Genomic DNA, 18,503 nt, shown 5'->3' on the forward strand with positions numbered 1-18,503 from the left:
AATGCAAAAGCGGGTGGGCAGAAATGCCCGCCCGCTTTTTGTTACTCGCTTTTTGCTAAGCGGCATTGCCTTCCAACTGACACAAGACTCAGCTACGCCTGAGGCATGATAAGACTGTTTGTTGCGCTTGGACTGCCTCACGCCACCTGCATTGACCTCGCCATGATGTGCGGCGGCGGCCTGCCCGGCGCGCGCTGGGTACCGATGGAAAATTACCACATCACCCTGCGCTTCATCGGCGAAGTGGCAGAACCTCAGGCCGAAGATATTGATTCAGCCCTTGCCGCCCTGTCGTGCAAACCCTTCGACCTGCAGATCAAGGGATGCGGCGTCTTTGGTCAGGACCAGCCGCGCGCCCTGTGGGCAGGCATTGAGCCGAACGAAGCCCTGACAAACCTGCAAAAGAAGATCGAGCGCGCCTTCCAGCGCATTGGTCTTGCACCGGACAAGCGCAAGTTTGCCCCGCATATCACTCTGGCCCGCCTGCGCAACGCCGAACCCCTCAAGGTTCAGCAATTCATCCAGGATCACAGCCTCTACAAGGCCCCGCCCATCGCCATCGACAGCTTTGGGCTGTACTCAAGCGATCTGAGCCATTCAGGTTCGATCTACCACCTGGAACAAAGCTACACGCTTGCCCGCGTCAAAGCCTGAGCCTAGGTAGAAGGCAACAACGCTCATCCAGGAGGCCACCATGACCGCAAAACTCGAAGGTGACGCCCGCGCCACCGCACTCGCCACCCTTACCGGCTGGACGCAAGTTGCCGACCGCGATGCGATCAACAAGGTCTTCAAGTTCAAGGACTTCTCGCAGGCTTTTGCCTTCATGACCCGCGTTGCCCTGAAGGCTGAGGTCATGGACCACCACCCTGAATGGTTCAATGTCTACAACAAGGTGGACGTCACCCTCACCACCCACGATGCCGACGGCCTGAGCCAGAAGGACATCGACCTGGCGACAGCCATGGAAGACTACGCGGGCTGACCGGTCACTATTTCTCAAGTCCCGCCACGCTCGAAAATCGCAACCGCCGCCACTAGTTTGCCGGCCGGTTCCTGCGTGACGTCCACCACGCTGAACCCAGCCTGCTTGGCCGCATCAACCGCCCGCTCCACCCGGTCCCAGCCACCCTCGGCGCCGGCAAAATTGCTCGTGGTGTCTGCGCCTGCCGATCTTTGGACAATGACAAGCCGCCCGCCAGGTTTCAGAACCCGGGCCAGCTCTACCAGACCTTCATGGGGCTTTGGCCAGAACTGAAAGCTGTTAACGGCATATGCCTTGTCAAACCCGGCGGCCTCAAACGGCAGATCTTCAGCACTCGCCTGTAGTACCTGCGCCCGCCCGCGACTGATCATCCAGTGCAGCTTGTGCCGGGCCATACGCACCGCCAAGGGTGCATGATCCGCACCGGCAACGGCCCCATCGCGACCAACAGTCCGCGCCACCTTGCGCAACGAAACTCCCGGCCCACAGCCAATTTCCAGCACCTTATCGCCGGGTTGCAGATCCAGCGCCAGCCGCGCGGCGCCATTGTATCGGCCGTTCTTGTAGGCCATGGAGGTCAGCGCCAGCCGACCCAGAAATCCTCGTGGATTGCCGAACTGCGATGCCACCGAGCGGATCTCGGTGGCCGCATTTGGCATCACACCTGTCTTTGCCTTCGTCACAACGTCACCCTCCTGTCATAAATCTCAAAACGACAACTAAATTGTCATATAAGAGATCAATTGCCCCCTTCAAGAGGCTGGCACGGGGGAGTAGAGTCCGCGCTTCGTTTCGCACAGCACATCCAGGGGGGCGCACGTGGCCAAGGACAATGGCGGCAAGAAGAAGCCCGGCAAAGGCGCTAAGAAACTCGTCAAAGCCGTGTCGCCCGCCAAGGCAATGGGCCGCCGGGACCTATCTCTCGCTGTCATGAATTGCGTGCCTTGGCTGTATTTCCGCCTGCAGGCGGAAGGCCAGGAAATAGGTGCCGTCAACGCCCAGCGCGGCGGCACCTGGGGCATGCTGAACTCGGTCATTACCCAAGGCCCGCAGACCGTGCCGCAGCTTGCCCGCGCCCGTCCGGTGTCGCGCCAGCATATCCAGAAGCTCGCCAATGAAATGGTCGCCGAAGGCCTGATCCGCTTCGTGCCGAACCCGGCCCACCGCCGCTCTCAGCTGATTGAAGCAACGCCCAAGGGCCTCGACGCCTATGCCCGCATGAATTCAAGCCTCGGCGAACTTGCAGATACGCTGGGCGACGGGTTTTCAAAGGAAGAGTTGTTTGTTGCCGCCAGCGTGCTGGAACGCATGCGCGCCAAGCTGGCCGAGAACCAGGGCGGGGGCGGTGCACCCGGGGCATTGCCGGTGGCACTCGCAGCTGAATGAAACAACGCGTCCTCCATTCCATCGCGCACAACTACGCTGACTCACTTGCATCAGGAATCGGCTTGGTAGTTGGGGTATGCGTGTCATCTGTTTTCGATGATGTCAGGAAATCGCCTGAGGGGTGGATCACAGTGAATTTTCTTTCTGGGGAAATCAGAGGCGGTCGACCATCGGGCCAACTCCAAACAGCTGTGACACTTTATCGAAACTTCTTCCCGCAATTCTGCGCCAAGCACGGAGCGTCGGTTCACGATTTCAAGCACTTCACCACAAGGTATGAAGCAGACCTGAACCCGAGCTCCACACACAGTGTTCTCGATGAACTGCGCTTTGAAGTCACCATTTGCGACCGGTATGGCCGAGCATCATCTGCTCAATACGCTGGTTTGCCGGGAAGCCGCAGAACCCTTTCGGACGCGAGAGGGCGTCGAAAGAAGGCGCCAATGAAGCGCCGGGCGGTGCTCTTGACCTAGAAAAAGGGCCGCTCTGATCAGGGCGGCCCTTTCTATCATTGGAAATTCGACCTGCGCATTAGCCCAAGTGGAACGCGCAGATCTTGTTGCCGTCCAGGTCACGGAAATACGCGCCGTAAAATCCCTGTCCGCGATCGCCAGGCGCGCCTTCGTCGGCACTGCCAAGTTCCATCGCTTTGGCGTGGATCGCATCCACCGCCTCTTTGCTGCCCGGCGACAGGGCAAGCATGGTGCCGTTCCCCGGTGTCGCGGCTTTTCCATCATAGGGCTTGGTGACCATGATCATGGCGCCGGTCCCACCGCCATAGACACGCATATTGCCCTCTTCTTCCATGACAACCTGCGGATTGAGGTCCGCAAGCAGCGCATCGTAATAGGCAAGAGCCTTGGGCAGGTCATTGGTTCCAACAGTGGCATAAGCAAGCATGTTTCTCTCCCTGAGAGGCTGAATATGCGCCCACTAAATCTCAATCCACGCGTATGGGCACCTATGTTGGAGGTAGGCGCCAACCGGAAAACAAAAAAGGGCCGCTCCCTACGGAGCGACCCTTTAACTGTCGTCAATTCAGGCTTACGCCCTAACCCATGTGAAACGCGCAGATCTTGTTGCCGTCCAGGTCGCGGAAATACGCGCCATAGAAACCAGGCATCCGCTCGCCGGGGCCGCCTTCATCGGCACTGCCAAGGTCCATGGCCTTTTTGTAGAGCGCATCAACGCCTTCACGGCTGCCGCCGGGGATCGCGATCATGCAGCCATTGCCGACTGTTGCTTCGCCGCCGTCAGCAGGCTTGGTCACCATCAGCATGCCGCCCTGGCCATTGCTGTAAATCCGCATCCGCCCCGGATCTTCCATCACCATGTTGGGATTGTGATCGGCCAGCAAAGTCTCGTAGTAGGTCAGCGCTTTGGGCAGGTCGTTGGTGCCTACACAGGTATATCCAAGCATCGAAATCTCCTCCGGGAGTAATTTGTTATGGGGTGTTTGTAAGGGCAAACGCACCCCGGTGCACTTACGTTTTCGTGATCATCCGCAAAGAAAAAGGGCCGCCCGGCATCACCGGACGGCCCTTCTTTGAATGCGCTCTTTAGGGTCTACCGCGGAGCCATGCGGCCCCGCGCCGCGTTTACCGCGGCGCCATGCGAATTGCGCCGTCGAGACGAACGCTCTCACCGTTGAAGTAGCCGTTTTCGATCATGGTCTTGGCGAGATGCGCGTATTCATCCGGCGCACCAAGACGTGCGGGGAAAGGAACCTGTGCACCAAGCGCCTGACGGACCTTTTCAGGAGCACCGGCCAGGAGCGGCGTATCAAAGATACCCGGCAGGATCGTGTTGATGCGGATGCCTTCGCGGGAGAGGTCACGAGCGATCGGCAATGTCATACCAACAACGCCGGCCTTGGATGCAGAGTAAGCCGCCTGGCCGATCTGGCCGTCCTGTGCCGCAACGGATGCCGTGTTGATCATCGCACCGCGATCACCATTTTCCAGCGGGTCCAGTGTCATCATGCCGGCAGCGGACTTGGCGATGCAGCGGAACGTGCCGACCAGGTTGATCTGGATGATCAGGTCGAACTTGTCCGTTGGGAAAGCGGTGATCTCACCGGTTTCGCGGTTGCGGCCGGCCGTCTTGATGGCGTTACCGATACCGGCACAGTTCACCAGGATGCGCTCCTGGCCGATGGCCTCGCGAGACTTGGCAAAAGCCGCGTCCACGCCTGCTTCGTCGGTCACATTGCACTGGGCGAACACGCCGCCGAGTTCTTTTGCCAGGGCTTCGCCCTTTTCAGCATTGAGATCGAAAATGCCGACCTTGACGCCGTCAGCGGCCAGCGCACGGGCTGTCGCTTCACCCAGACCGGATGCACCGCCAGTGATGACGGCTGAAATTGAACTGTCGAGCTTCATGGAACAAAGCCTCCCTTTTGAGCCTTTAAGTGTGTGGTTTTGATCGTCTTGAACTTTGATTGGGCGCGGGTGTACCACGAAGAAAGGCCCGTGTCACAAGGGGTTCCAAGCCTATTGCGTGCCCCAGAATTGCCGTTGATGTGACGTAGGGGAATTATGGCCGTGTCGCGCAGATTGCTTGCGCAGCCCGGTTGGAAGCCCCATCTTTGGCTTCAGGACACCTTGGATTTTGTACATTTTGGGCCCCACCAGCAGGATCACATGACCAGCAGTTCCGCCGACAACGACGCCGTGACGCTCATCGAAGACCCCCGCATTCAGTTGCCGGTGGTCGCCGAGCGCAATGAACGCGTTGCCCGCAAGGGTTTCTGGCGCAAGCTCGCGCGCGTGGCCGGCAAAGTCCCCTTCGCCGAGGACGCCACTGCCGCCTATTACTGCGCCATTGATCCCGGCACCCCCATGCGGGTGCGCGCAACGCTGTTTGCGGCCATCACCTATTTCATTGTGCCAACAGACCTGATCCCGGATGTCATCGCAGCGCTTGGCTTCACCGACGACGCAACGGTTCTCACCACCGCCATCGCCATTGTCGGCAGCCACATCAAGGACCACCACCGCATCCGTGCCCAGCGCACCTTGAAACAGGGTGAGTTCGAAGACGCATGAGCCTAGGCAATGGCCATACGGATTTGCACTTCGGCGCGCCCATCGTGCCAGTGCGCAACGTCGCGGAAGCGATCGGGTTTTATGAAACACATCTTGGTTTCACCAAAGGCTTTGCCTCCGATGACGGAGCCTATGGCATCGTCAACAACGGGCCGGTCTGCATCCATCTGCAATGGACCGATGATGCCTCCACGCTTGCTGTGACCGCATCCAACATGTCCATGTATATCGGCACCAGTGACGTTGATGAGCTGTACCGGAAAGTGATGGCAACCAAGCCGGACACCCAGACCCGCGCGCCGTTCGATCAGCCTTACGGCATGCGCGAGTTCCATATCAAGGACCCGAATGGTTTTCTGATCTTCTTTGGCCAGGACCTGTTGCAGCGCTAGGAAATATCCTGAGCAGCGGCCCGCCGCGCTTTCGCCTCAACTGCCTCTCGGCGCGCGATATACAGCGTGGTCGCCACAATGATGACGGCGCCGGCAATGGTCAGCCAGTCCGGCACATCCCCAAAAATCAGGAAACCGGCAATCGCGGCAAACACCAGCCGTGAATAATCAAACGGCACAATGGCGGATGCGTCTCCCTCGCGGTAACCGCGGATGAAGCAGTTATGCGCCCCCGCTGCGAACACACCCATCAACACCAGCAACCCCATCTCGTTCCACGTTGGTGTGATCCACACAAAGGCCGCCGGAATGCCCGCCACCACAGTGCCAACGACGCCCGTGTAAAACATCAATGTCACCGGTGCGTCCTTCACAACGATCTTTACAAAGATGGTTGCCATCGCGACGCACAGCGCACCAGCAAGCGCCACCAGTGCAGCGGGATCAATTTCGACCGTCGGCCGCAGCATCACCAGCACGCCGACAAACCCGATCAGCACTGCCCCAATGCGGCGCGGACCCGCAGGCTCTTTCAAAATGAAGTAAGCCAGTGGCACCACGAACAAGGCCTTGGTGAAGTTGTACGCCAGCGCATCCGCCAGCGGCAGATGAACCAAGGCATAGAACCCGCACATCATGGCGGTTGAGCCGACGACACCACGGGCAATCTGCAGCAGCGGGTAGTGTGTCTTGATCGACGCCATGCCACCGCGAATGAGGAACGGCACAATCACCAGCAGCGCAATGAACATGCGAAAGAACGCCAGCTGCAAACTGTCCAGCCGATCACCCAGTGTCTTTGCCAGCACCGCCATCGCCGTAAAGCATGTGGCCGACAACAACAGCCATAAAGCGCCGCGCACATTGGGAGGCAATGTCACCCAATAGGCCGCCGCCCGCTCACGCTGGGACGCGACACTCATGCGGACTTGCTTTCGTCAGCAGCCAGCGCCGCCTTGGCGCGCGCCACCGCTGATTCACGCTGCGCAATATAGAAACTCGTGGCGGCAATGATGACTGCACCCACAATCGTGTAGATGTCCGGCACCGTGCCAAAGAACAAAAACCCGGCAACGCCTGCGAACAGCAACCGGGTGTAATCAATCGGGGCCATCGCCGTGGCTTCACCCACCCGGTAAGCCCGCAGAAAACAGTTATGCGCACCGGCGCCAACAATGCCCATGCCGGCCAGCATTGCCCACTCATAAGGCGTGGGGTCGATCCAGTTCAGCACCATGGGTACGACAGTCATGGCGCAGCCAAAGACACCGGAGAACAGCATCATGGTGAGCGGCCCGTCCTTGTCGGACACGAGCTTGACCATGATCGCCGCCCCCGCAATCAGCAGGGCGCCGAACAGCGCCACGAAGGCCGCCGGTTCAAAGTCGCCGGACGGCCGCAGCATGACCAGTACTCCCAGGAAGCCGATGATTACCGCCGTGATGCGTCGCCACCCGGGCACCTCGCCCAGAAAGATGATCGCCAAGGGCACCATGAACAGCGCCTGTGCAAACTGGATCGCCTGCGCATCTGCTAGTGGCAGTTTCACAAACGCATAGACCATGCAGATCATCGCGCCACCGCCGATAATGCCGCGCAGGGTCATCAGGCGTGGATGGTTGGGAATGAAGCCACCATCCTTGATGAGCCACGGCATGATGATGGCGGTTGCAAAGAACAGACGAAAGAATGCCACCTGCATGGGGTCGAGCCGCGTCCCCAGAAATTTCGTGAGAACCGCCATGACCGTGAACAGCGACATGGACATCAACAGCCACACCGCGCCGCGCGTGTTCGGCGCAAGCGTGAACCACCACGACGTCAGGCGGTCACGGCGCGCCGAATAGGCGGTTGGTGTGTCGTGATCAGTCACGCGAGAGGTCATCCTGACGGGAATACAGCAGCCCCAGCACCACTGTGGATATGCCCAACCTAGGTGCCAGCAGCGGCAGCTACAAGATGACTCGGCGTCATTTAATTTGAAACCTGTTGTGCGTGTTCGGGCATTGCCAGAAAAAGGCCAATGGCCCCACACACTTAGAACCTATGGCGCAGGAACCGCCTGATCCAGCGGATCAACTGTCGGAGACGGGGCAGATCGCAATCGGTCGCCCAGATCCACCATCAACCGCTGACGGATGGCCCTCCCGATAACCGCGTACCCTTCCTCGTTGAAGGCAAGCCCGTCCCAGCGAAACAGGCTTTCATCCATCTGGCCATCATCCGTCGCGATGAGCGACGCGGTATCAACGAAATGCACGCCGGCATTGGCGTCCGCCAGCGCCTTGAGCTGCGTATTGGCCTGCGCAAAGGCTAGCCAGCGCGCAGACCGCATGGGCGATGGCGTGATGGAAAGAATGTAAACCTGCGGCGCATCGCGTGGCCGCAACTCGGCTGGACGCAGCAACGCAACCAGCTCCGCCATATCCGCTTCCACCTGATCCGGTGGCTTGCCGCCCACGTCAGCCAGATCATCCGCGCCCGCCGAAATGACAACGGCAATCGGCTCATAGGGTTGAATGATACGCGGCGCATACGCCGTCACATGGGCAACATGCGCCCCGCCGAAGCCGCGCTTGATCACCGGCAGGGGAGCCAGCGTCTGCTCCAGCGTGTCCCACTGGCGAATGGTGCCGCCACCGGCAAACACGATCTGGTTTTTTTCAGGAGGGTTTGAAATATCCAGCCGTTCAAACTCGGCTATATCACCGGCCCAATAGACCGGGTCGCTGGAGGCCAGCAATACATAGACAAGAAACGCAAAGACGATAACCACCAGCCCAGCCACAATGGCGGCGGCGCGAAGTGCTGCGCGCCGCCACCCCCGTGGATCACGATCATCGACCCTGTTCAGTGACACTTATTCAGTAACAAGAACAATCTTGCCCTTCACTTTGCGTGCCGCCATGTCGTTCAGCGCGGAGGCTGCATCCGACAGGGGATAGGTCTTGGACACCAGCGGCTTGATCTTGCCGGCTTTGAACCAGGCCATCAGCTCGGCCAGGTTTTCCTTGTTGCGTTCCGGTTCGCGCGCCGTGAAGGCACCCCAGAACACACCAACAATCTGGCAGCCTTTGAGCAGCGCAAGATTGAGCGGCACCTTGGGGATCGGGCCGGAGGCAAAACCGACAACCAGAAAGCGACCTTCCCAGTTGGTCGCGCGGATGGCTGGCTCTGAATAGTCGCCACCCACCGGGTCATAAACAACGTCCGCACCCTGACCACCCGTCAGTTCCTTGATCTTTTCCGACAGCGCCTTTTGCTGTGCGCGATCAAGCTCACCGGTCGGATAGACAAACCCGTCATCCGCACCATGGTCTTTGGCGACCTGCACCTTGTCTTCGGTAGACGCAGCCGCAATCACGCGTGCGCCCATGGCTTTGCCAAGCTCAACGGCAGCAAGGCCAACACCACCAGCCGCACCCAGCACCAGAAGCGTTTCGCCCGGCTGGATCTTTGCACGGTCCTTGAGAGCGTGATGGGACGTGCCGTAGGTCATCAGGAAGGCAGACGCGGATGTGAAATCCATTTCGTCAGGAAACGGAGTGCAGCGCGCAGCTTCCAGAACGATCTCTTCAGCAAAACCACCCCAGCCGCATGAGCCGATGACCCGGTCACCTTCCTTGAGCGTGGTGACGCCCGGACCAACCTTGTCAACGATGCCGGCCACTTCACCGCCCGGTGAGAACGGCAGCGGCGGCTTGAACTGATATTTGTTTTCAATGATCAGCACGTCAGGGAAATTGACGGCAGCAGATTTGACCGCGATGCGCACCTGGCCCTCGCCTGGCTCGGGCGACGCCACATCTTCCAGCACCAGCGTTTCCGGCGGCCCATACTCCTTACACAAAACAGCCTTCATGACGCTCTCCCTTGCTTCGTTGTTGTATCGATTATGGCAATTGCACATGCGTGCAGCTTCGCCACGGGATGTACCATGGAGAGCGCGTCAAAGCCAAAAGAAGTGAGAGGATTGGCGTGTGTAGCTCAGGACCTAGGAGCCGGCGCGGCGCGCAGCCGTCAGATTGCGCACCGTGATTTCAATGGCGGTTGCCCCATCGGCAACGCTCACCGCGGCATCTTCAAAATCCGGCGCTGAAAACACCGGCACAACACCATTTGAAAAGCCAATCGGCTCCAGCGGAATGCCGAACAAACCACGATCCAGCTCGCCATTGCCGTTGATATCCTGATAGGCGACCACCGCATACTTGCCCGGTGCCAGATCACTGAAAACCACCTGCGAGGTGCCTTCATCTGGAACAGTCACCTCAGCCTGCTCGTCTTCCTGCTTCAAAAAGGAAGCCGTGGAGGCATACAGATTGACCCGAACCGTGCCAACGCCTGCGGTTGTACCGTCCACGGCAATTTCAAGCTGCCCGGGCAGTGCAGAAGCAGTCGGGGTGTCAGCGGTCGCAAGGCCTTCATTGGCCTGGACGGGTGCCGCCGGGACAATCGCCAGCGCGAACGCAAAAGGAACCGCCATCACGAGACCGGCCAGCAGTTTCGACGCGTTTTTTGTTGTTTTCTGCCAATCAGTCACAAACGGCCCCAGTGCTACTCATGCCCCCACGGGGGCTGTCCTTCACAAAGTCTAACGCGCTTTGTGCCGCTAAACCGTTGCGTATATGACGCTTTTTCGCCCAATAGCAAATGCACTTCCCCGTGAGGCACATGTGAGGCACATGTGAGGCACCAGTGATCGTGACATGCTATGCAGGGTCATATGTCCACGCATGACCTCAAGCAGACCACAGCCCGGCTGACATCACGATGAACACAAACGTCACCACCACGCGCCCCAAAGGATTCTTTGCCATCGGCGCAGAACGCATTTCAAAACCTGGAAATCTGGGAAATCTGGTGCGTTCAGCCCATGCGTTCGGCGCCAGCTTCTTCTTCACGGTGGATGCCCATAAGCGCATCAGATCCGGCCGGTCAGACACCTCCGACGCCAGCAGCAACATTCCCTATTACGGCTGGGACAGCGTCGATCAGATGCAAATGCCCGAAGGCTGCGACCTGGTAGGGATTGAGCTGATGGACGACGCGGTTGACCTGCCCAGCTTCTATCACCCCAGAAAGGCCGCCTACGTCCTGGGGCCTGAAGCAGGGTCCCTGTCGCCGGAAATGCGCGAGCAATGCACCAGCTTCATCCGCATCCCGACTGCCTTTTGCATCAATGTGGCCATGGCTGGCGCCATCGTCATGTATGACCGGGTCAAAACCCTGGGCAATTTCCCTGCCCGTCCCGTCTCATCAATGGGAATGCCCGAAGGCGCAGCGCCTCCGCTTGGCAGCTACGCTGAAAAACGCTCATCACCGCGCGGACGCGGATCAACCGCAACATCGCCAAAGGGCGGGGGTGCTAGTCGGAGCCGCCTAGGGACAGAGCGCGCTGCACGAGTCCGAGTGCCCCGGTAAGCTGCAGCGGGGCGTCGGTAATCGCCAGCGCAAAACAGGTGTCTCCGGCTTCTGCAATCGGGCGATGGGTAATTTCAGGCGAGGCGACAGACACTTCACCCGGCCCAAAGCGGTCCCGGCCATCCGCAAATGCGCCCGTCAGCACCAAAGTCACCTCACTGCCCTTATGGGTATGCGTCGGCACGCCCTTGCCCTGCTCCAGCCGGTACAGCTTCACTTCGCCCGGCGCTGAGTCCGCACTGCCCTGGGGCGCCTCAAATCCAAGGTCCATGGCCTTGACGCCCGGTGTCACGAAGGACCACTTGCCGCCACACGCCGCAATGCGGTCCTGAATGACCTGCGGCAGAGCGGAAAGCTCATCGTCAATTACTCGGCCCGCCTGCGCATCCGTTGGCTGCCGCTCGATCAAAGCCATCACCGCGTCAAACGCACCGTCGCGCATGGCCACAGGCTCTGCCTCATCCAGCAGCGCACCGCCGACCCGTGTCATCAGATCAACAGTCTCCCGCGCGTCCGGGCACAAATCGAGATGGGCCGCCACCATAAGCGCTGTGGCTTCATCCAGAGAACCGGTTACGTAATCGAGCAGAATCTCTTCGCCAAACCGCCGGTCTGGAGCAGGAGCCTCTGTCTGTGTCGTCTCGATATTGGTCATCGTCTAAACAGTTCCCTCAAGTCCGCCTTTGAGTTTGCGGAAGGCAAGCCGCAGTCTCGATTTTACAGTTCCCAACGGAAGATCTTGATCTATGGCGATCTCGCTGTGCGACCACCCCTTGAAGAAGGCCAGCTTTATCAATTCAGCCTGCTCCTCTGGCAAGGTCTCAAGCGCCGCCCGCACTTTGATTTCTCGCTCGCCCGCCGCCACAGCCTCATCGGGCTGTTCGGCCTCTGAGGGCAAGAGCAGCGGATCATCCGGGTCATAATCAGGAAATCTGTCACGCCGCAGCACATCGATGCGCCGGTTGCGGGCAATCGTATAGAGCCACGTGGATACCGATGATTGCTTGCGATCAAACTGCCCGGCCTTGCGCCAGAGCGTAATCATCACTTCCTGGGACAGCTCTTCTGCCAGTGGCTCGCCAGAGCCCAGTTTCATCAAATAGCCTTTGAGGCGGGGCGCGAAATAGTCAAACAGGGTCGCAAAAGCCTGCTTGTCCTGCCGCGCCGCAACCGCCTCAATGCAGTCTGCCATGGCCTCACGGTCATAGCCGCCGGTCTTCCCCGCGCCTGCCGATTTGGCACTTATCTGTGACGTCGCCACGTTCACCCGTCGTTTATCCTCATCAACCGCCTGCCCTGCATCGTGCCCGACACAGTCGGGGCCAGGACACCGGCACTTACTCAAACGTCACACAGAGCCACGAAAACGCCATGTTCCCTGCGCACAATTCATCATTCAACGCCACTCTTGTAGCAGACGCAACGCCCCAATACTCGGCATACTCACTATCTTGGCCCGGCATACTTACCATCTTGCTACCGCAATCTCCCGATCCGTCATCCGGGGTGTTGAGGGCAGGATTGTCGGGTGCTGGTGACATTGACCGCCGAACAGCGATAAGAAGGGGCAATTGATGGCAAATGCCCTTGGTTTACGAGCATGTTTAAGAGGATGTTTCCGCGCATGACACGCCCAGCCTTTCCGATCCGTTCTGTCCGCGCCTCAGCACTGGGGGCTGCTCTGATAGGCGCCGCCTTGATGCTGCTCCCCGCCACCGGAGCTCTTGCAGCAGAGCCCGTTCCCCTCGGCACCTTCACAGACTGGCGCGCCTACAAGGTCACCAATGGCCCCAACACCATCTGCTATGCCCTCAGCCAGCCCAAGGACACAGCGCCCAAAAACGTCAAGCGCGGCCAGATTTACGTCATGGTCGCCAACTGGCCGGGCCGCAATGTGAAGGGCGAAGTCAGCGTTGTTGCCGGCTATCCCTACAAGAAGGGCAGCAATGTCACAGCTGATGTGGACGGCGCCAAGCACACCCTCTTTACGGAGAACGACGCCCAGAACGAAGGCGGCGCATGGGTCCAGGACCGTGCCAGCGAGCGCAAGCTGATTTCAGCCATGAAACGCGGCAACTCCCTGCGGGTTCAGGGCACATCAGGCCGTGGCACCCTCACAACTGACCGCTATTCCCTGTCCGGCGTGACTGCTGCCATCAAAGCCATCGACGACGGCTGCAAGTAAGGCACCCAGATAAGGCACCCATGTCCACCCAGCCGCTTGATATTGCCCGCGCCAATCCCAACGCCCCCACCATCACCGGTGGCGTGGCAACCGCACCGGCGCGTCCATCCCTGATCGGGCAATCCAAAAAGGCATTGGTCAAGACGCTGGAACGCATTGGTCTCACAAACCGAGAAAGCCGCATGCGCGCCAGCCAGATCTACAACTGGCTTTATGTGCGTGGCGTCACGTCCTTCGACGACATGACGAACATCTCCAAGGCTGTGCGGGCACAACTTGCTGACGCGTTCGACATCAGCCGCATGGAAATCGTCAGTGAACAGATTTCCACCGACGGCACCCGCAAATGGCTGATCCGCCTCGCAGACGGCAATGAAGTCGAGACCGTGTTCATTCCTGAGCCCGGCCGCGGCACGCTGTGCGTTTCCTCGCAGGTCGGCTGCACCCTCACCTGCACCTTCTGCCACACGGGCACCCAGCGTCTCGTACGCAACCTGACGGCTGGCGAGATCGTCGGTCAGGTGCTGATTGCCCGTGACAGCCTGGGTGAATGGCCGGAAGTGAATACATCGCTCACTAACCAGCCCCGCACGCTGACAAACGTCGTGATGATGGGCATGGGCGAACCGCTCTATAATTTCGACAATGTGCGCGATGCGCTGGAACTCGTGTCAGACGGCGACGGCCTGTCCATCTCCAAGCGCCGCATCACCCTGTCAACGTCCGGTGTCGTGCCGGAGATTGAACGCTGCGGTGCCGAGATGGGTGTCATGCTCGCCATCTCGCTACATGCCGCCCGCGATGAGGTGCGTGACGTTCTCGTGCCCATCAACAAGAAGTACCCGATCAAGGAACTTCTGCGCGCCTGCCGTCACTATCCGGGTCTCTCCAATGCCCGCCGCATTACGTTTGAATATGTGATGCTGAAGGATATCAACGACAGCAACCAAGACGCCCGAGACCTGGTCAAACTTCTCAGGGGCATCCCGGCGAAGATCAACCTGATCCCGTTCAACCCGTGGCCGGGCTCCGACTATGAATGCTCTGACTGGGACCGGATCGAAGCCTTTGCGGACATCATCAACAATGCGGGCTACGCCAGCCCCGTCCGCACACCCCGCGGCCGAGACATCCTCGCCGCCTGCGGTCAGCTCAAGTCCGAAAGCGAAAAAGAACGCGCATCGGTCCGCCACGCCCGCGAGCGCGCTGAAGCAGCCCAGGCCGCTGACATGACCGCTGCTGACACTCCTGCATAAGCCCTTGGCGTCCGACGCCTCCCCTCCTAAAGTCCACATATGAACTAAGGCCTTGCAAAGAGGCCGAGCGACCGGGGGGATCGTTGTCCATGGCTGACCCAATCAAGCACATCACCATTGTGGGCGGCGGCACGGCAGGCTGGTTTACCGCCAACATGCTGTCGGTGTTTTTCGGCATGCAGAAGAACCATCCGGCCAATCGGATGCGCATCACCCTTATTGAAAGCCCGAACATCCCCACCGTTGGCGTCGGAGAAGCCACCGTCCCCTCCATGTCCCTGTCGCTCCAGCAAACAGGCATCTCCGAGACGGACTTCTTCAAGACCTGCAATGCATCATTCAAGCTCGGTGTGGATTTCGCCGGCTGGAACGTGGACGCCAAGGGCAAACCCTTCAGCTACATCAACCCGTTCAACACCGGCCACCGCGTCGGCGGTATTGACCCCGGCTACTATTACGGGCGCTTTGGCGGCAGCGGCGCGAGCTTTGTGCAGACGATCTCCCCGGCACAGGATTTGGGCATGATGCGCAAGGGCCCCCGCCCGCTGGGCTCCAAGCCGTTCACCGAGCCCGTCAACTACGCCTACCATCTGGATGCGGGCCTGTTCGCCAAGATGATGCAGGGCATCAGCGTTGGCCGAGGCGTCGAACATGTGCTCGACGACATGGTGGATGTGGAGCGCGCCGAAGACGGCAGCATCGCCGCCATCAACCTGAAAGAAGCAGGCCGCCACGAGGTAGAGCTGGTGATCGACTGCACCGGCTTCAAAGGCCTGTTGATCAACGGCGCGCTGGATGAACCCTTCATCTCCTACGACAAATATCTCGCCAATGACCGCGCCATGGCCGTGCAGATCCCCCACCCGGAGCAAACCGCAAACGGACCAAAATTCATTGAGCCCGTCACCCGCTCGACAGCACTTGGCGCCGGCTGGAGCTGGCGCGTGCCGCTCTACAACCGCATTGGTACGGGCTATGTCTACTCATCCGCCCACCGCAGCGATGACGAAGCGCGAGACGAGTTCCTCAAGCATCTGGGCGACGCGGGCAAGGACGCAGAACCCCGTGTCATCCCCATGCGTGTGGGCCGTACCCGCAACAGCTGGGTAAAAAACTGCATCGCCATCGGCCTGTCCGGCGGCTTCATCGAGCCACTTGAGTCCACCGCCATCTACATGATCGAGATGGCCGTGCGCTGGCTCATCGCCTACTTCCCGGATAATTCGTACCCGGACAGTCTGCGCAATCGGTACAATGATGTGGCGTCAGGCCTGTATGACGAAGTGCGTGACTTCATCTGCCTGCATTATGCCCTGGGCAACCGCACGGACAGTCAGTACTGGATCGATGCCCGCGAAGAGCTGGAGGTACCGGACTCGCTGGCAGAGAACATGGAGGTCTGGAAACACGCCATGCCGGTGATGACCGACCTCAAGTCACAGCATCTGTTTTCACCGGAAGTCTATACCGCCGTCCTGCAGGGCAAGCGCATCTACCAGATGCGCGATGACTGGAACGCCGGGCTGAGCCTCAACCTCAACCGCGACATGTGGCGCAAGCATGTAAGCGGCCAGCGCCACAAGATCAGCCAGTTCGTCAAAGCCATGCCGGACCATGTGGCCCTGCTGCGCCAGATACGAGGCGAGACCGCCCAACAGGACGCACCAAGCCCGCTGATGGGCAACATGCAGGGGCTACCCGGCCAGCAGGCGCCCCTTCCGCAAGGCTCCGTGCCGCTGCCGGGCCTTGGCACCCGCCGCACTCCGGTCATCAAGACGCCCATCGCCCCCGCTGACGCAGGCGACGGCAACCTGCTCTGAGCCCAGAGGCGCGCGCATCTGCCCACCTTGCGCTTGCAGCCGCAATCCGTATGATCCCGCGCTTCATGTTGCGCCGCACAATTCATCCGGATTGAGCCGCGCAGCCCCCCGAACCGCCAGTCGCAGGACCATGACCCCATGCCGGGCCTTCGCCCCATGACCGCACACCCGCTGCGCCAGCAGCTCAATGACGAGGTGCATTCGCGCCCGTCAGCGGATGTGCATGCGCCCATGATGGTGACGCAGATTGCGGTCATCACCGGGGAAACCGGTGTGGAGGCTGAACGCGCTTTGCTGCGTGAGTTGGCGCAGGAAATGGGGGTCGAGGCCCCTGAGACCTTCGGCAACCACCTGGCCATCGACCTGGGGGCTGATGAAACCGCGGTGCATCTTGTGTGGGAGCGCCATACCGAGTTTTCGACTTATGCCTTCTCCAGACGATGCCTGCACGCATCGGACGAGGAGATCGCCGACCTGAGCCTGCCCTTCTCAACACCGCCCCTGTCCGGCATTCCTGAAGGCTGGCGCGCGCGCATTCCCGGCGAAGTGCTCGTCGGCATCAATCTGCTGGCCCTGCCCGGCAACCCGTCCGACATAGAAGCGCGCTTGCCCGAAGCCTTTGGCTACAGCAAATGCGTTGGCGCCGGCATGTCCGGTGGTCGCGCCGCGGCCTGGACCGACTTTCAGCTGCACCAGGACGGCATGAGCCGCATTCTTGTGGCCAACCAGACATTGCGCCCCGGGCGCCTTGGCCGCCTTATCCAGCGCCTTTTGGACGTTGAGACCTACCGCATGATGGCCCTGCTGGCCTTTCCCCTCGCCCGCGATCTGACACCGGACTTGGGCTCCATTGAAACCGAGCTGTCGACGCTGGCGGCAGAAACTGCCCGCATTCAAAACCTTGAGGACGAGCAACGCCTGCTGGCGCAGCTGTCCACCCTCGCCGCCCGTGCTGAGGACCTGGCCGCCCGCAGCCACTACCGTTTCTCCGCCGCCCGCGCCTACCACCAGCTTGTGGAGCGCCGCATCAGCGAGCTGGACGAGGTAAAGCGCGAAGGCCTGCAGCAGATCGGCACCTTCATGGAACGCCGTCTTGGCCCGGCCATGCGGACCTGCACTGCCGTGGCAGACCGGCTGGAAGCTGTATCCGTCCGCATTTCCCGCGCGTCCAGCCTGCTCAACACCCGGGTGGAAGTAGCCCTGCAGGAACAAAACCAGAGCCTGTTGCGCTCCATGGAAGGCCGCGCCCGCCTGCAACTGCGTTTGCAGGAAACAGTCGAAGGCCTGTCCGCGGTCGCCATCACATATTATTTGGTCGGCCTCATTGCCTATGTGCTCAAGGCACTGGAGAAGGCAGGCCAGCCGATCAATCCGACGCTGGCAACGGGCGTACTCGCCCCCTTCGTGCTCATGGGCGCGTATATTGCCGTGCGCCAGATCCGCAAGCGCGTCACGCGCAGCGGCGTTGGAGGCGATCTATAAAGGATCGCCCCCAACCGCCTGTGTGGTTGGCTTACTTCGGAGCCGCTGCTTCCGAGTACTGGGCGGCGAACTCGGCAGATGGCGGAATGATCTTGATCACATCCACAAGATTGCCGTCCGGGTCCTGCATGATGAAGTGGCGCTGGCCAAAATCCTCGTCCCGCAATGTCAGCAGGATCGGTGCCCCCTGCACCTTCAGGGTGTCGTAGAGCGCATCCACATCATCCGTCTCAAAATTCATCAGCCGGGGAGCCGCGACACCGCGATGGCCCTCGGGCATGGTTTCATGGCCCTCAACAATGATCGCCAGATTGCCCGGTCCTGCGCCTGTGCCGTCACCGGCCGTCAGATGCACATACCAATCTGATTCAAACGCCGTGTGGAGCCCAAAGGCGTCCCGGTAAAAGGCCGTCAGTCGGGCCACATCCTTGGTGGCGATCACAGGGTAGATGCTTGCAATGGTCATGTTGGGTCTCCTGCTTGGACCCGCCCCAAGGTCGAATCTGGGGTGAGGGTCGGGGTCAAT

At 60.1% G+C, this 18,503-nt stretch carries 21 protein-coding genes and 1 pseudogene; 10 read left to right on the forward strand and 12 right to left on the reverse strand.

Features of this window, described 5'->3' with window-relative positions:
* Positions 1 to 105: 105 nt before the first annotated feature.
* Together thpR and BN1012_RS14710 are read left to right on the forward strand one after the other, a co-directional pair.
* Entirely contained in the window at positions 106 to 654 is a 549-nt protein-coding gene (gene thpR, locus BN1012_RS14705; protein ID WP_043950178.1) for an RNA 2',3'-cyclic phosphodiesterase, read from the forward strand.
* 40 nt (positions 655 to 694) lie between these two features.
* Positions 695 to 985: a 4a-hydroxytetrahydrobiopterin dehydratase gene (locus BN1012_RS14710; protein WP_043950179.1), complete on the forward strand. Its 291-nt coding sequence runs from the start codon at positions 695 to 697 to the stop codon at positions 983 to 985.
* Positions 986 to 999: 14 nt separating this feature from the next.
* Here the strand turns inward: BN1012_RS14710 and BN1012_RS14715 are convergent, their stop codons facing one another.
* The gene (locus BN1012_RS14715) at positions 1,000 to 1,668 is read right to left on the reverse strand and encodes a class I SAM-dependent methyltransferase (RefSeq protein WP_052535414.1); all 669 of its coding nucleotides are present in this window, start codon (positions 1,666 to 1,668) and stop codon (positions 1,000 to 1,002) included.
* Positions 1,669 to 1,804: 136 nt separating this feature from the next.
* On the opposite strand from BN1012_RS14715, the gene BN1012_RS14720 reads away from it, so the two are divergent.
* The gene (locus BN1012_RS14720; RefSeq protein ID WP_052535416.1) at positions 1,805 to 2,371 is read left to right on the forward strand and encodes a MarR family winged helix-turn-helix transcriptional regulator; all 567 of its coding nucleotides are present in this window, start codon (positions 1,805 to 1,807) and stop codon (positions 2,369 to 2,371) included.
* Positions 2,372 to 2,902: 531 nt separating this feature from the next.
* Here the strand turns inward: BN1012_RS14720 and BN1012_RS14725 are convergent.
* The 3 genes from BN1012_RS14725 to BN1012_RS14735 all read right to left on the reverse strand — a co-directional run bounded on the left by BN1012_RS14725 (position 2,903) and on the right by BN1012_RS14735 (position 4,752).
* Entirely contained in the window at positions 2,903 to 3,271 is a 369-nt protein-coding gene (locus BN1012_RS14725; protein ID WP_043950180.1) for a VOC family protein, read from the reverse strand.
* 151 nt (positions 3,272 to 3,422) lie between these two features.
* On the reverse strand, positions 3,423 to 3,791 hold the full coding sequence (locus BN1012_RS14730) for a VOC family protein (RefSeq protein WP_043950181.1): 369 nt from the start codon (positions 3,789 to 3,791) through the stop codon (positions 3,423 to 3,425).
* 178 nt (positions 3,792 to 3,969) lie between these two features.
* Positions 3,970 to 4,752 carry an SDR family NAD(P)-dependent oxidoreductase gene (locus BN1012_RS14735; protein WP_043950182.1) on the reverse strand — a complete coding sequence of 261 codons (783 nt, stop codon included), beginning with the start codon at positions 4,750 to 4,752 and terminating at the stop codon, positions 3,970 to 3,972.
* A 261-nt stretch (positions 4,753 to 5,013) separates the two neighbouring features.
* Here BN1012_RS14735 and BN1012_RS14740 point away from each other — a divergent pair, with 261 nt between their 5' ends.
* Together BN1012_RS14740 and BN1012_RS17120 are read left to right on the forward strand one after the other, a co-directional pair.
* Positions 5,014 to 5,418 (forward strand): YkvA family protein, encoded by a 405-nt coding sequence (locus tag BN1012_RS14740; RefSeq protein ID WP_081826525.1) that lies wholly within the window; start codon positions 5,014 to 5,016, stop codon positions 5,416 to 5,418.
* A complete protein-coding gene (locus BN1012_RS17120) occupies positions 5,415 to 5,810 on the forward strand; it encodes a bleomycin resistance protein (RefSeq protein WP_052535418.1) in 396 nt (131 codons plus the stop codon). Before BN1012_RS14740 ends, BN1012_RS17120 begins: the two co-directional genes overlap by 4 nt.
* On the opposite strand, the gene BN1012_RS14750 is transcribed toward BN1012_RS17120, so the two are convergent.
* The 5 genes from BN1012_RS14750 to BN1012_RS14770 form a co-directional block, all read right to left on the reverse strand.
* The gene (locus BN1012_RS14750) at positions 5,807 to 6,733 is read right to left on the reverse strand and encodes a DMT family transporter (protein WP_081826432.1); all 927 of its coding nucleotides are present in this window, start codon (positions 6,731 to 6,733) and stop codon (positions 5,807 to 5,809) included. The genes BN1012_RS17120 and BN1012_RS14750 overlap by 4 nt on opposite strands.
* Positions 6,730 to 7,683 carry a DMT family transporter gene (locus BN1012_RS14755; RefSeq protein ID WP_043951174.1) on the reverse strand — a complete coding sequence of 318 codons (954 nt, stop codon included), beginning with the start codon at positions 7,681 to 7,683 and terminating at the stop codon, positions 6,730 to 6,732. Before BN1012_RS14755 ends, BN1012_RS14750 begins: the two co-directional genes overlap by 4 nt.
* A gap of 171 nt (positions 7,684 to 7,854) precedes the next feature.
* Positions 7,855 to 8,670 carry a GDSL-type esterase/lipase family protein gene (locus tag BN1012_RS17125; RefSeq protein WP_052535424.1) on the reverse strand — a complete coding sequence of 272 codons (816 nt, stop codon included), beginning with the start codon at positions 8,668 to 8,670 and terminating at the stop codon, positions 7,855 to 7,857.
* Complete coding sequence (locus BN1012_RS14765; protein ID WP_043950183.1) at positions 8,671 to 9,672, reverse strand: NADPH:quinone oxidoreductase family protein; 1,002 nt, start codon at positions 9,670 to 9,672, stop codon at positions 8,671 to 8,673. It lies immediately after the preceding gene.
* Positions 9,673 to 9,804: 132 nt separating this feature from the next.
* A complete protein-coding gene (locus BN1012_RS14770) occupies positions 9,805 to 10,353 on the reverse strand; it encodes a DUF2141 domain-containing protein (RefSeq protein ID WP_052535427.1) in 549 nt (182 codons plus the stop codon).
* 287 nt (positions 10,354 to 10,640) lie between these two features.
* On the opposite strand from BN1012_RS14770, the pseudogene BN1012_RS14775 reads away from it, so the two are divergent.
* Positions 10,641 to 11,234 (forward strand): annotated as a pseudogene (locus BN1012_RS14775) (RNA methyltransferase); the annotation flags it as partial.
* On the opposite strand, the gene BN1012_RS14780 reads toward BN1012_RS14775, so the two are convergent.
* Positions 11,179 to 11,889: a ChrR family anti-sigma-E factor gene (locus BN1012_RS14780; RefSeq protein ID WP_043950184.1), complete on the reverse strand. Its 711-nt coding sequence runs from the start codon at positions 11,887 to 11,889 to the stop codon at positions 11,179 to 11,181. The pseudogene BN1012_RS14775 and the gene BN1012_RS14780 sit on opposite strands and share 56 nt — an antisense overlap.
* A gap of 3 nt (positions 11,890 to 11,892) precedes the next feature.
* Positions 11,893 to 12,495 carry a sigma-70 family RNA polymerase sigma factor gene (locus tag BN1012_RS14785; protein ID WP_320408862.1) on the reverse strand — a complete coding sequence of 201 codons (603 nt, stop codon included), beginning with the start codon at positions 12,493 to 12,495 and terminating at the stop codon, positions 11,893 to 11,895.
* A gap of 363 nt (positions 12,496 to 12,858) precedes the next feature.
* Between BN1012_RS14785 and BN1012_RS14790 the strand changes: the two genes are divergently transcribed.
* The 4 genes from BN1012_RS14790 (at position 12,859) to BN1012_RS14805 (ending at position 17,977) form a co-directional block, all read left to right on the forward strand.
* Positions 12,859 to 13,419: an invasion associated locus B family protein gene (locus BN1012_RS14790; RefSeq protein ID WP_043951179.1), complete on the forward strand. Its 561-nt coding sequence runs from the start codon at positions 12,859 to 12,861 to the stop codon at positions 13,417 to 13,419.
* A gap of 20 nt (positions 13,420 to 13,439) precedes the next feature.
* Positions 13,440 to 14,675, forward strand: coding sequence for a dual-specificity RNA methyltransferase RlmN (gene rlmN / locus BN1012_RS14795; RefSeq protein ID WP_043950185.1), 1,236 nt, complete (start codon positions 13,440 to 13,442; stop codon positions 14,673 to 14,675).
* 89 nt (positions 14,676 to 14,764) lie between these two features.
* Positions 14,765 to 16,495 (forward strand): tryptophan halogenase family protein, encoded by a 1,731-nt coding sequence (locus BN1012_RS14800; protein ID WP_063958509.1) that lies wholly within the window; start codon positions 14,765 to 14,767, stop codon positions 16,493 to 16,495.
* 138 nt (positions 16,496 to 16,633) lie between these two features.
* Positions 16,634 to 17,977: a DUF3422 family protein gene (locus tag BN1012_RS14805; RefSeq protein ID WP_043950186.1), complete on the forward strand. Its 1,344-nt coding sequence runs from the start codon at positions 16,634 to 16,636 to the stop codon at positions 17,975 to 17,977.
* Positions 17,978 to 18,008: 31 nt separating this feature from the next.
* Here BN1012_RS14805 and BN1012_RS14810 read toward each other — a convergent pair whose 3' ends face one another.
* Positions 18,009 to 18,443, reverse strand: a complete 435-nt coding sequence (locus BN1012_RS14810) for a VOC family protein (protein WP_043950187.1) — start codon at positions 18,441 to 18,443, stop codon at positions 18,009 to 18,011.
* Between the last annotated feature and the right edge of the window lie 60 nt (positions 18,444 to 18,503).

This window comes from Candidatus Phaeomarinobacter ectocarpi (genome assembly GCF_000689395.1).
GTDB lineage: Bacteria > Pseudomonadota > Alphaproteobacteria > CGMCC-115125 > CGMCC-115125 > Pyruvatibacter > Pyruvatibacter ectocarpi.

Excerpts from the sequence above, each read along its gene's own strand:
- thpR (WP_043950178.1), top strand. The coding sequence starts at position 106 with ATGATAAGACTGTTTGTTGCGCTTGGACTGCCTCACGCCACCTGCATT.
- BN1012_RS14710 (WP_043950179.1), top strand. The coding sequence starts at position 695 with ATGACCGCAAAACTCGAAGGTGACGCCCGCGCCACCGCACTCGCCACC.
- BN1012_RS14725 (WP_043950180.1), bottom strand. The coding sequence starts at position 3,271 with ATGCTTGCTTATGCCACTGTTGGAACCAATGACCTGCCCAAGGCTCTT.
- BN1012_RS14730 (WP_043950181.1), bottom strand. The coding sequence starts at position 3,791 with ATGCTTGGATATACCTGTGTAGGCACCAACGACCTGCCCAAAGCGCTG.
- BN1012_RS14735 (WP_043950182.1), bottom strand. The coding sequence starts at position 4,752 with ATGAAGCTCGACAGTTCAATTTCAGCCGTCATCACTGGCGGTGCATCC.
- BN1012_RS14740 (WP_081826525.1), top strand. The coding sequence starts at position 5,014 with ATGACCAGCAGTTCCGCCGACAACGACGCCGTGACGCTCATCGAAGAC.
- BN1012_RS17120 (WP_052535418.1), top strand. The coding sequence starts at position 5,415 with ATGAGCCTAGGCAATGGCCATACGGATTTGCACTTCGGCGCGCCCATC.
- BN1012_RS14750 (WP_081826432.1), bottom strand. The coding sequence starts at position 6,733 with ATGAGTGTCGCGTCCCAGCGTGAGCGGGCGGCGGCCTATTGGGTGACA.
- BN1012_RS14765 (WP_043950183.1), bottom strand. The coding sequence starts at position 9,672 with ATGAAGGCTGTTTTGTGTAAGGAGTATGGGCCGCCGGAAACGCTGGTG.
- BN1012_RS14780 (WP_043950184.1), bottom strand. The coding sequence starts at position 11,889 with ATGACCAATATCGAGACGACACAGACAGAGGCTCCTGCTCCAGACCGG.
- BN1012_RS14790 (WP_043951179.1), top strand. The coding sequence starts at position 12,859 with ATGACACGCCCAGCCTTTCCGATCCGTTCTGTCCGCGCCTCAGCACTG.
- rlmN (WP_043950185.1), top strand. The coding sequence starts at position 13,440 with ATGTCCACCCAGCCGCTTGATATTGCCCGCGCCAATCCCAACGCCCCC.
- BN1012_RS14800 (WP_063958509.1), top strand. The coding sequence starts at position 14,765 with ATGGCTGACCCAATCAAGCACATCACCATTGTGGGCGGCGGCACGGCA.
- BN1012_RS14805 (WP_043950186.1), top strand. The coding sequence starts at position 16,634 with ATGCCGGGCCTTCGCCCCATGACCGCACACCCGCTGCGCCAGCAGCTC.
- BN1012_RS14810 (WP_043950187.1), bottom strand. The coding sequence starts at position 18,443 with ATGACCATTGCAAGCATCTACCCTGTGATCGCCACCAAGGATGTGGCC.